The 11,686-nt window shown below is 45.5% G+C and carries 12 protein-coding genes; 8 read left to right on the top strand and 4 right to left on the bottom strand.

The features are described from left to right. Nucleotides 1–144: 144 nt before the first annotated feature. Nucleotides 145–999, bottom strand: a complete 855-nt coding sequence (locus tag MHN09_RS07020; RefSeq protein WP_049587316.1) for an ion transporter — start codon at nucleotides 997–999, stop codon at nucleotides 145–147. Nucleotides 1,000–1,209: 210 nt separating this feature from the next. Here MHN09_RS07020 and MHN09_RS07015 point away from each other — a divergent pair, with 210 nt between their 5' ends. Continuing rightward, nucleotides 1,210–1,362, top strand: coding sequence for a hypothetical protein (locus tag MHN09_RS07015; RefSeq protein ID WP_014948204.1), 153 nt, complete (start codon nucleotides 1,210–1,212; stop codon nucleotides 1,360–1,362). A gap of 135 nt (nucleotides 1,363–1,497) precedes the next feature. On the opposite strand, the gene tolC is transcribed toward MHN09_RS07015, so the two are convergent. Then, nucleotides 1,498–2,895, bottom strand: a complete 1,398-nt coding sequence (gene tolC, locus MHN09_RS07010; RefSeq protein WP_239239842.1) for an outer membrane channel protein TolC — start codon at nucleotides 2,893–2,895, stop codon at nucleotides 1,498–1,500. A 296-nt stretch (nucleotides 2,896–3,191) separates the two neighbouring features. Here tolC and nudF point away from each other — a divergent pair, with 296 nt between their 5' ends. The 5 genes from nudF (at nucleotide 3,192) to parE (ending at nucleotide 7,795) form a co-directional block, all read left to right on the top strand. Beyond that, a complete protein-coding gene (gene nudF, locus MHN09_RS07005; RefSeq protein ID WP_014948206.1) occupies nucleotides 3,192–3,818 on the top strand; it encodes an ADP-ribose diphosphatase in 627 nt (208 codons plus the stop codon). A 41-nt stretch (nucleotides 3,819–3,859) separates the two neighbouring features. Next, a complete protein-coding gene (locus MHN09_RS07000; RefSeq protein ID WP_197047988.1) occupies nucleotides 3,860–4,255 on the top strand; it encodes a DUF1249 domain-containing protein in 396 nt (131 codons plus the stop codon). After that, nucleotides 4,252–5,085 carry a metallophosphoesterase gene (locus MHN09_RS06995; RefSeq protein WP_239239839.1) on the top strand — a complete coding sequence of 278 codons (834 nt, stop codon included), beginning with the start codon at nucleotides 4,252–4,254 and terminating at the stop codon, nucleotides 5,083–5,085. The genes MHN09_RS07000 and MHN09_RS06995 overlap by 4 nt, the downstream gene beginning before the upstream one ends. A gap of 119 nt (nucleotides 5,086–5,204) precedes the next feature. Beyond that, nucleotides 5,205–5,786, top strand: a complete 582-nt coding sequence (locus MHN09_RS06990) for a YqiA/YcfP family alpha/beta fold hydrolase (protein ID WP_014948209.1) — start codon at nucleotides 5,205–5,207, stop codon at nucleotides 5,784–5,786. Nucleotides 5,787–5,899: 113 nt separating this feature from the next. Further along, complete coding sequence (parE, locus tag MHN09_RS06985) at nucleotides 5,900–7,795, top strand: DNA topoisomerase IV subunit B (protein WP_014975634.1); 1,896 nt, start codon at nucleotides 5,900–5,902, stop codon at nucleotides 7,793–7,795. Between the two features lie 124 nt (nucleotides 7,796–7,919). Here parE and MHN09_RS06980 read toward each other — a convergent pair whose 3' ends face one another. Beyond that, nucleotides 7,920–8,594 carry a hypothetical protein gene (locus MHN09_RS06980; protein ID WP_239218091.1) on the bottom strand — a complete coding sequence of 225 codons (675 nt, stop codon included), beginning with the start codon at nucleotides 8,592–8,594 and terminating at the stop codon, nucleotides 7,920–7,922. A gap of 212 nt (nucleotides 8,595–8,806) precedes the next feature. Between MHN09_RS06980 and MHN09_RS06975 the strand changes: the two genes are divergently transcribed. Next, the gene (locus tag MHN09_RS06975) at nucleotides 8,807–9,508 is read left to right on the top strand and encodes an HAD family phosphatase (protein WP_239239836.1); all 702 of its coding nucleotides are present in this window, start codon (nucleotides 8,807–8,809) and stop codon (nucleotides 9,506–9,508) included. Between the two features lie 178 nt (nucleotides 9,509–9,686). Continuing rightward, entirely contained in the window at nucleotides 9,687–10,991 is a 1,305-nt protein-coding gene (locus MHN09_RS06970; protein ID WP_239239834.1) for a hypothetical protein, read from the top strand. A gap of 90 nt (nucleotides 10,992–11,081) precedes the next feature. Here the strand turns inward: MHN09_RS06970 and MHN09_RS06965 are convergent, their stop codons facing one another. Next, the gene (locus tag MHN09_RS06965) at nucleotides 11,082–11,414 is read right to left on the bottom strand and encodes a hypothetical protein (RefSeq protein WP_239239832.1); all 333 of its coding nucleotides are present in this window, start codon (nucleotides 11,412–11,414) and stop codon (nucleotides 11,082–11,084) included. Nucleotides 11,415–11,686: the final 272 nt, after the last annotated feature.

Raw genomic sequence — 11,686 nt, 5'->3', positions numbered from 1 at the left:
CCACGGCGAGAACGCAGCTTCCCCCGAACAGTTAAGAAGAGACCACAGCGATACAGCAGAAAGAAAAATGCCGCTCACCTTAAGTGAACGGCATTACCACATCAATGTGGCCTTTTTCAATCATGCTATTGGAGCAAAACGCGCCTAGCTGGTTTTGCTTACCGTGCTATGCTCGTTATTAGCAGTAACCTGCGCCTTTAGCTCTCGTAGTTCTTTCATTACATCTTGAAGGGTTGGCTCTACGTTTCCTTGTGCAATTTGCTCTTCAAGTAAAGCGGCTTCTTTTTCTGCTCGTGCTTTTTCGTTTTCTCTTTCCATCACGTTCACCACGATCCCAATCACCATGTTTAAAAACGCGAAGGCGGTGAAGAAAATAAAGGTAAGATAGAAAATCCAGCTTAACGAATAAACCTCCTGAGTCTCGTACATTACGTCAGTCCAATCTTCGAACGTCATAATTCTAAAGAGCGTTAGCATCGAGATAGTGATATCGCCCCACAGCACGGGATTGATGGTTTCGAATAAAGTACTGCCTATAGCTGCGTAAATGTAGAAAATGATAAACATCAATAGCATGACATATGCTAATTGTGGCAGTGCTTTAACCAAAGAAACTAATAAGATCCTGAGCTCGGGAATGATCGAAATCATACGCAATACGCGGAACACTCGCACCAAACGGGCGATGAGTGCCAGTTCGGTATCGTCTGCAGGAATGAGACTGATGACCACAATCAGTGTGTCAAACCAGTTCCAAAAGCTCTTGAAAAAGTAGCGTTTACGTTTTTCAGCCAAAAATCGTATGGTGATCTCTGTCAGGAAGAATGCACTGATAAACCAATCTAAGAATAACGTGACGGATGACATGCCTGCTGGCAATTCATAGGTTTTGGCACCTACGAGAAGCGCTGAAATAACGATAACGCTAATTACAAAGGCTTCGAACCATTTATTGGCTCGAATGCGTTCAAATTTATTTTGAAGTTCAGAGGCTTGCATTTCTATTTATCACTCAAAGAAAAACCAAATAACCAAAGGGCTTGTGGTAAGCGCGATTGGCGGTATACTAAATAATCAGTAGTGCTGAATAAAGGCACTTATTGCTTACAAATGTAGGGGCACAAAAGGCGTTTTAAAACCTGTGTCGCCACACGTGACCTAAACGTTTATCTAGCCAAATACATAGGCTTAAAAATAAAGGGCATAATCATGGATGATGAATTACGGTTGTTGCAAGAGAAATTGCATATCGTGGCTGAACGCCTATCTAATTTCGCGCCAACAAAACAAAATGCTGAAGCCTTGCGCGCAGAATATCGCCAACTGCTCAGTGCACTAAAAAGATTTACGCCCGCGGCGTAGCATTCCTTTCTCATCACCGTTTGGATAGAGCCTGCTTTTGCTATTAACTAAGTAAAACTAGTAGGCATAAAAAAGGGCAGCATAGGCTACCCTTTCATTCTTTTGACAGCGCTTGGCGCAATCAACTACTCAATGTTAGCCATTGGTTTTGGTTTCTGCTGGCTTAAGACCACGGTTGATCATAGCCACATCTTCACCTGTCAATGTACCTGCCGCTTGCTTAAGCGTAACCACTGACTGAATAAAGTCATAGCGTGCGCCCGCAAGGTTACGACGTGCATCAAACAAGTTACGGGTGCTGTCTAATACGTCAACAATAGTACGAGTACCGACATCAAAGCCCGCTTCTGTGGCCTTAAGTGCGCTATCTGCAGACACCACTGACTGCTCAAGAGCGCGAATAGTAGAGATAGACGCTTTTACGTTATTAAACGAGCTACGAACTGACTGTACCGTTTGACGATACGTCTGCTCTGCAGCTTGGCTGGCCGCTACGTAGTTGTACTTCGCTTGCGACGTTTGCGCGCTTACGCTACCGCCTTGATAGATTGGAACGTTCAGCGTAATGCCAATTGACTGGTTATCCAAGTACGGCGTTTCATACCCAAACGGTGTGGTAGAGCCGTCGTCATTTAATATTTCAGCATCAACATCATCTTTCGAGCGACCGTAGCTGCCAGACAGTGATAATGTTGGCAAGTGACCAGAGCGCGCAATAGCAATATCTTCTTTTGCCACGTCCATGGCCAAACGGTCAACTAATAGAGCAAGGTTTTGGTCCTGTGCGGTCTCTAGCCAGCTGTCTACAGTTTCTGGTACTGGCATAGTCGCAGAGAAATTCTCTGTATTTAGACCGAAAAGACGATCGTGGTATTTTCCGGTAATAACACGAAGTGCTTCAAGGGCAAACTCAAGCTGGTTTTTCGCTTGGATTTCCTGAGCTACTGTGCTGTCGTAGTTCGCTTGTGCTTCGTGCACGTCAGTAATAGCCGTTAGACCAACCTCGAAGCGCTGGCGTGTTTGCTCGAGCTGACGCTCAATGGCGCGTTTTTCAGCACCTACAAATTCTACGTTGTCACGCGCGCGCAATACGTCGAAGTAAGCTGTAACCGTACGCACGATAACGTCTTGCATGCTAGCGGCAAGTTGTGCATCGCTTTGTTCAGCAATTTTTTCTGCGCGGTCTAGACCCAACCAGTTTGCGTGGTCGTATAAAGACATTGAAAGTGATAAACCGTAGTTAAGCGTGTCTACTTCAGTATCTGTTGTGAATACTTGAAGGCCGTTGTCACCAGCCGCTAGTTGGAAGCGTTCTGATTCAGATTGGGTGTAACCCACAGAGCCAGAGATTTGGGGTAGTAGGCTTGCGCGGCTAAGACTGATTCCTTCGAACGCAGCATCACGTTGCGCTTTCGCTTGGTTTACCAATGGATCGTTCGCCAGTGCTTGTTGATATACCTGCATTAGGTCATCGGCTAGCGCACCAGTTGTCATCGAAACACCGATAACTAGCGACAGAAGTGTTCGTTTCATGCTTACGTCTTCCTGTTGTGTTCAAGTTGCGTCGTCGTTTATTCGTTGAGACGACTTATTAAAACCAAGTGTATGAAAATTCAACCACAAACCGAAAGTCCAAACTCGTAACAGTATTCGATTAACTGTAACAGAATATGTGATCTACCCACGCAATTATTATAGTAATAGACGACTTGTAATATGAGTTTTCTGTTATTCGCTCACACGCCGTATCGCATTTTTCATGCGTATACATGGTTGGTGTGTAAATGTACTATGTATGATAAATCTATTTGAACCATAAGTGTCAGCAAATGAGCAAGGAATTCCTTTCATTTACCTCAAATGACGTCGAAATCACCGACATTAAGCCAGTGTATCGTGGTTTCTTTACCATGAATCAGTATCAATTTAAGCACAAGTGTTTTAATGGAGAATGGAGCGACACGGTCACGCGAGAAATATTTGAACGCGGTCACGCGGTGGGTGTTTTACCCTACGATCCTGAACTCCAAGAGTTTGTGCTCATTGAGCAAGTTAGAATTGGGGCATTAGCCACATCTTCAAGCCCTTGGTTAATAGAAATTATCGCGGGCATGATCGACAAAGGAGAAACACCGGAGTCTGTATGCCATAGAGAGTCGATGGAAGAGGCAGGTATTACCCTAGATAAATTAACCAAAGCGCTGAGTTATTTATCGAGCCCGGGCGGCACGACCGAAAGATTACACATTTTTATAGCAAAGACTGATGCTAGCCAAGCGCAAGGCATTCACGGCCTAGAAAGCGAGTCTGAAGACATTAAAGTACATCGAATAAAAGAAAATACCGCCCTTGAATGGTTGGAAAATGGCCATATTGACAACGCCGCAGCGGTAATTGCGCTACAATGGTTCTTTATGCACAAAACACAACTTCTGGAGCAGTGGCAGACATCGTGACACAACGCAATCAACGAAAATACGTACCTCACCTTCCTTCAATGCAGGCGCTTTGCGAACTGAACTACTCCCATGTTCTGAGAATTTTGCCTGATTGCGATACGGAAGATTTGAGCTATGAATTTTCGGTTGGTGTCGGCCTGTCTTATGAAATACGTATTGTAGAGTCTGCTCGCTACACCAGTACGTTAAGCATTAAGCAAACCACTAAAGATATGCCCTCATATTTAACACCCAGCATGACGGTGCGCTTATATCACGATGCGCGTATGGCAGAGGTTATTAATAGCCAAAATACGGGAGCGCTTGAACCGTCGTACGAGTATCCGAATTTAAAAATGCGCCAGCGCAACGAAAAGCACATGGTGAATATCTTTTTAGCTGAATGGCTAAACTTCTGTTTGCAACACTCCTCAAGCGTTACTTCTGAAGCGTGACCACACTCATTCAGCTAAGTGATTGCCACTTACTAAAAGACAAAGATAAGACGGGATATGCGGGCATCGCACCCTATGATTCACTAGCACGCGTGCTCAGTAGCGTTCGAGAATATGTTGTTGATAGCGTTGATATTAAAAATTACGTTGCTCAAAAAGCTGCCAGCGAGCCAGAACAGAGAGCAAAGCACCAAGTAATTGTGCTAGTGACTGGGGATATTAGTGGCGATAATTCACCTGAGAGCTACGAGCATTTTATCGCATTGATGGAGCAATATATTGAGCCAGCAAATATAGAATGGTTTGTGCTGGCGGGTAACCACGATAATAATCCGTACTTTGAAAAATATCTTAGCAGCCGTCATTTAAAGAGCAATGACCCGATAAGCTTTCCCAATTGGCAAATACACGGCCTGGATACCCGCGCTATAACCAATAAGCAAACGGCAGCCGGGGAAGTAAAAGAAAGCGATATACAGGCGCTAGAACAAGCGCTAATTAGGTCACCACAGGCCAATCATCTCGTTGCACTTCATCACCACATATTGCCTTCAAACAGTTGGATGGATAAGCACTCGTTAGCTAACGGGCAACAGATAGCCGCGTTAATAGACGAACATCCACAAGTGAAAGCTGTCATTCACGGCCATGTGCATTCGCCATTGCGCCAGCAAATAGGAGTGAACAAAACGCTTTCTTACGCAAGCCCATCTACCTGTTGGCAATGGGAAATGCGTCCCGAATTCGGTGTTAGCAATGAAGCGCCAGGGTATCAGGTGATGAGCTTAATGGATGGTGGCTCGGTGGGCGTTAAGGTTGTTCGGGTTTAGCTTTCGCGCTCTTTGCTTAAGCGTGGCTGTTTTGGAAGTATTTGGCGTTAAGAACAGTTTTGAACTCTCATCGAGTCCATATTAAATATAGAAACAGAGAACACAGAATAGAGAAAAACATGCAGCACATTTTATATCTTCACGGCTTTTTAAGTTCGCCGAAATCCATTAAGGCGCAAGCCACCAAAGCGTATTTTGAGCAGCATCACTCAAACGTTACCTTACACATTCCCGAATTGTCTAATTTTCCTAGCAAAGTGGAAGACCAGCTAATTTCACTTATTGAGAACACACCGGCATTGCTTGAAAACGGGCTGAAACTTATTGGTAGTTCAATGGGGGGGTATCTCTCTACGTTTTTGCTTGAAAAGTTTGGTGGCAAAGCCGTGTTAATCAATCCCGCTGTTCGCCCTTACGAGCTATTGCAAGGGTTTATCGGTGCCCACGAAAACCCTTACAGCAAAGAAAAGTTTGAAATAGTAGAAAGCGATATGGGGGTAATCCAAGCATTAGAAGCTGCCTCAATTAAAACGCCAGGCAATTACAAAGTGCTACTTCAGACCGAGGATGAAACACTGGATTACCGCTTAGCGGCTGAAAAGTACGCACAAAGTCATCTGGTTATTGAAGAAGGCGGCGATCACAGCTTTGTAGGTTACGAAAATCACTTGCCTGCTATTGCCGAGTTTTTGCTGAAATAAGCGCATTGCCAGTCTGTACTCGCCCTGCTAACATCAAACCTATGCTGTGCGGCGCTTTGCTTAAGCGCTGCGTACCTCTTTCTTTGTCGCTGGCTTAAATAACAACCATAACTATGTCAAATCAATACAATTCAGATGCTATCGAGGTTTTAAACGGCCTTGACCCCGTAAAACGCCGCCCTGGTATGTATACCGACACTACCCGCCCAAATCACTTGGGTCAGGAAGTCATCGATAACAGTGTGGATGAAGCGCTTGCTGGGCACGCCTCTAACATCAAAGTAATTTTGCATGAAGACCAATCGTTAGAAGTTATCGACGATGGTCGTGGTATGCCGGTAGATATCCACCCTGAAGAAGGGATATCAGGCGTAGAGCTTATTCTATGTAAGCTTCACGCGGGTGGTAAATTTTCAAATAAAAACTATGCCTTCTCTGGTGGTCTTCACGGGGTGGGGATCTCGGTAGTTAACGCGCTTTCAACTCGCGTAGAAGTAACTATTCGACGAGACAGTAACGTATACCAAATTGCCTTTGAAAACGGCGACAAAGTCGAAGACTTACAAGTTATTGATACCTGCGGTAAGCGCAATACAGGAACCCGTGTTCACTTCTGGCCTGACCCGCAGTATTTCGATTCGGCTAAATTCTCAGCCAGTCGACTTGTGCACAACTTGCGCGCTAAAGCGGTATTAAGCCCGGGTCTGCGCATTCGTTTCGACAACAAGATCACCAAAGAAAGCCAAGAGTGGTATTACGAAGACGGTCTTAAAGACTACCTCTACCAAGCGGTAGAAGAGTTTGAAACCTTGCCGTCTGACACGCCATTTGTAGGTACTTTCAGTGGTAACACAGAAGCCGCCGATTGGGCTGTAATGTGGTTGCCTGAAGGTGGAGATTTGGTAACGGAAAGCTACGTTAACCTTATTCCTACAGCGCAAGGCGGTACACACGTCAATGGGTTGCGCCAAGGCTTACTGGAGTCAATGCGCGAATTCTGCGAATTTAGAAACTTAATGCCCCGTGGTGTTAAATTATCGCCTGATGATATTTGGGACCGCTGTGCCTATATCCTGTCGACCAAGATGCAGGACCCACAGTTTGCCGGGCAGACTAAAGAACGCCTGTCTTCACGTCAGGCCAGCGCGTTTGTGTCAGGCGTGGTGAAAGACGCATTCAGCCTTTGGTTAAATCAGCATACGGAAATTGCTGAAGCGCTTGCTGAAATGTGTATCAACAATGCACAGCGCCGCCTTCGTCAAACCAAAAAGGTTGCGCGTAAAAAGGTCACTCAAGGGCCGGCACTACCAGGTAAACTGACCGACTGCTCATCACAAGATATTTCTTACTCTGAACTGTTTTTAGTAGAGGGTGACTCGGCGGGGGGCTCGGCCAAGCAAGCGCGAGACCGAGAGTTTCAGGCAATTATGCCGCTGCGCGGTAAAATCTTAAATAGCTGGGAAGTTGACTCTTCTCAGGTACTGGCATCCCAGGAGATTCACGATATTTCAGTTGCGCTGGGTATCGACCCAGACTCGACGGACCTATCTGGTTTGCGCTACGGTAAAATATGTATTCTTGCCGATGCTGACTCCGATGGGCTACACATTGCAACGTTGCTATGTGCGCTCTTTGTTCGTCACTTCAGAACCTTGGTAGAACAAGGTCATGTGTATGTCGCTATGCCGCCGCTTTTTAGAATAGATGTAGGCAAAGAGGTGTATTACGCGCTAGATGAAGGCGAGAAGCAGGGCATTCTTGACCGAATTGAAGCGGAAAAGAAACGCGGTAAAGTCAACGTACAGCGCTTTAAAGGCTTGGGTGAAATGAACCCGCTACAGCTTCGCGAAACAACCATGGACCCGAACACCCGTCGCCTTGTTCAGTTGACCATTGAAGACGCGGAAGAAATGATGGAGTTGATGGACATGCTACTTGCTAAGAAGCGTTCTGGCGACCGTAAAACATGGCTTGAAAGCAAAGGTAATATGGCCGAAGTGGCGTTGTAGATTGCAGAAACGCGCCGCTTTTGTGCTTATTTATAGAAGCTTGTATCGATAACGCTGTTCAAACAAGCGACCGCTAGACAAGCAACCTTAACGCTACACTAAACAACGTAGAAACGCCGAGAAACTATCCTGATACGGAAATTTCTCGGCGTTTTAGTTTGTGCATCTGCAATAAAATACTGCCACGCATAATTACGCTGGTGCCGTTTAGGATAAGTAGCGGCCAGCTTTGGCTTAATGGCATTGTTAGGCCAAACAATAAAGTGCTAACGTCTTTTATCAATATATTGCGAAACAGCGCAAATGACAGCGATCCCACTTTTTGTCTGCGCTGCAGTACAAACCACTGGTGCAGTGAACCTTGAAATAAGATAACGGTAACGACCAGCATTAAGGTATTTGCGCCAAGCTGTGCAAGCGTTGGGAATGGCCGAAAAGCAATGGAAAGTGTGCCACCAATAAGGGCTAGCAAGGCAATAGCGGCAACATAGCCTGAAATTGAAGTGCGCCTGTGTTGCCATATTTTCCAAATGATAATGAGCGTAAGTACGAGCGCGCCAAATCGTGTCCACACCAAGTAATGGTTGAAAGGCTCTACCGAAATGCCAAAGAGGAAAATTGAGAAAAAGGCAAAATAGCTAGAGCCAAACTGGTTAAGTGACAGACTGTGGTTAGCATCGTCACTTTCGCTAGAAACGGGCACTTGAAAGCGCGTCATGGCCTTAATTTGTGACCATAATCCTAACCATGTCAGTAAAAACAGCGCGGCACTGGCAAAGCCTAAAATGTGGTAAAGCACCCAATTTGCTCCACGTTGAAAATGTCCTAGCTCGTGAAAGCCACAGTGTACCACAGCACTGGCACTGTTCTGGCATGTTCTGACATATGGCATGAAAACAATCACCATTAACAAAGCACTGCACCAGGATCTAAAGGTGTTATCGTTTTTTCGGTATCGATGACACCCAATATATTTTCACAACCGGTATTGAACTAGCAAGGAGGTTTATTTTGGCATTGCACTCATTTTCTTCATCAACCCGCCAGTTAGCGGTAAGCGATAAAACCACAACGCTGTTATTTGATCACGACGGTACCCTTATTGACTCAGAATCCGTACATTTTGACCTGTGGAAAGACATTTTGCTGGAGTACGATATTGAACTAAGCGAGGATTTTTATTGTGAAGTGATGGCGGGTATTCCCGTAAAGCAAAATGCTGTCGATCTCGTCGAACACTTTAATATTGATGTAGCGCCGCAGGTGCTAGCAGAGCAAAAACACAAAAGCATTAGCGACTACTTAGATAAGCAAGCTTTTCCCTTAATGCCGTTTGCTAAAGAAACCATTGAACATTGTGCAAACAAAGGTTACACCATTGGCATTGTGACTGGGGGAAGTAAAAAGTCGGTGGAAAAAACCTTATCTCAGTATGGTTTAAGTGCTTATATTTCTTGTGTGGTTGCCGTGGAAGATGTCGAAAACAGCAAACCAGCACCTGATTGTTACGCGCTTGCAATGGACAAGCTAGGAAAAATACCCGGTGAATGTGTGGCAATTGAAGATACGCAAACCGGCATGACAGCGGCACTTGCTGCAAACCTAGCCTGCGTTGTGATACCCACGGAATTGTCGAAACATCATGATTTGTCTCGCGCCACAGTGCGGTATACAAGCTTGAAAGACTGGGTGGACTGCGAACTCGTTTTTTAGCGAATGCGGTGGAGGCTAATCACCGACTTGTCGTGCCACTTCTCACTGGTGGCGCGAAAATAGATAACGTAGTATAACCAGCACGTTAGGGCGTAACTTTCTTTGTTTTACAGCAAAGAACGCCAGAGGCGCTAACTTATTTTTTATTCATTGTTATGACAGGTACAGCTGATTTCTCATGATTTTGCGTAGCGTAAAATGGCTTTTGATTACTCTTGCCATCATTGTTGTTCTGCTTGTAGTAAGCGTTGCTACGATTACGGTTATGGCTGTGCAAAAAGCGCCATTAGTCGCATCGACAGCGCCCACACAGCTAGATGGTGCTGATAGCGTTAACGAACTCCTCGGTCAGCTGCAACAGGCGTTTTCCCGCCGAGAAGAGGGGCATCAAGTTACGCTCACCGAAACCCAAGTCGAAAGCTTAGTGGGTGTGTTACAGCGTGCATTACCTGACTTTAAGGGCGTAGTGAATATCACGCCGTTGGCGGGAACCATTAACGTCACTTACGCTATCAACAATACGGGGTATTACGTAAATGCGTCAGCGCTAGTGCTGCCTGGAGATAGCTTGCGTATAGAGCAAGTCCAAGTTGGTGACTTAACCATTCCGGGTCGTTTTTTACTTGGGTTTTTAGAGCGTACGGTGAACTCTTATACGCAATCAGAAATAGCCACCATTGCGTTATCGCGGGTTGAACGTGTGACCATGAGAAGCGGTGAACTTACCCTTGATGTTGGGCGTTTAGATGAGCTGCTAATCGAGTTAAACGTAGTGGCGTCGAATATGTCGGTAAGCGAACAGACCGAGCTTCAGCAGTTATCCGCATACTATTTACGTTATTTGTCTGGTAGAGAAATAGCCTTATCAACTAAACCGGTATCCCTTATTGAATACTTGCGTGAAGGGATGGCACGAGCGCGAGAGCAAAGCCAAACCCCCGAAGATGCAGTACTGCATAATAACGCGGTAATCCTCGCTTTAGCGGTTTACGTTGGGCATCATCGTGTTGGGACTCTGGTGGGCGACATACAACCAGATTCCGAAAAAGCGCTAAAGCCTCGCAGAGGTGCTGTACTGCACAAGCGCAACGATTTGGCTCGTCACTTTATCATTTCTGCTGCATTAGAGTTAATGGCAGAACAAGGTATGTCCCTAGCAATTGGTGAGTTTAAAGAGCTAATGGACCGGGGCAACGGTGGTTCGGGCTATAGCTTTGTAGACTTAGCGGCAGACATGTCGGGTACTGAGTTTGCAAAGGTTGCTACCCATCCAAATACTGCGATGGAAGTGCAAAATGCGATTGCGCGCATTCAAAGTGAACTTGAAATCATCCCGCCTATTGAAGGCCTGCCCGAAGGCTTAAGTAAGCAAGCGTTTACTGAGCAATATCAGCGGGTAGACAGCAAAGCGTACTTAAAAGAAGTGCAGGAAATTAAGCGGAGAATTGCCTTGCTGCCGCTTTATCAAAAAAATAAGCGGTAAGGCGCGTGAGAGTGCGCCGAAAGTAAGAAGCCAACCTATAAAAAGCCCGCTATGAAAGCGGGCTTTGTTTTACTCATTTGAAGTTCTACACTACTTTTTGGCAAGAGACTGCTGAAATTGCGCAATGGTCACCAGCGCCAACTCTATTTTTTTAACTAATGGCGCTAGGGCTTGTTTGGCCGCATCATCATCCAGTTCCTTTAGCGACTGCCAGTCGTTCGCTATCTCTTGAACATATGGACCAAAGCGTTTTGCTGATGTGCTAAACCCACTGTCATCTGCGAAAACGGCTGCAAACTTCCCTTTTTGATCGCGCTGTAAACTATCTAGTATTTGGTCGGCATCAACAGCTTTGCGGTGCAGCGTTTGAAGTGTTTCTTGAAGTTGTTGATGGACAGCTTGCATCTCTTGGCTCTGTTGCATGGTCACGCCTTTTGTTTCTAATGTAATCCGGTGCACGCGTTAGCCGCACACTTAATGTTCATATATATTGCGCAGCTATCAATTATGCTACGCCGAATGTATCACGATAAATAATGATTAAAGTTTCGTCTTTCAAGGCCGATAACTTAACGATGTTGTAAATTACAAAGCTTGCGGTTCACTAACGAATTTGCTGGTTACGTAACACTCAACACATCGTAAGGGTGGGCAATTCTGCCCATTTTTTTACTTTGCTACAAGCAACAAAGGAA

It is taken from the genome of Alteromonas sp. MmMcT2-5 (assembly GCF_022348315.1).
Taxonomy (GTDB): domain Bacteria; phylum Pseudomonadota; class Gammaproteobacteria; order Enterobacterales; family Alteromonadaceae; genus Alteromonas; species Alteromonas macleodii.
Note: the sequence above shows the minus strand (reverse complement) of the source record. Positions and strands in the feature narration are given on the sequence as shown.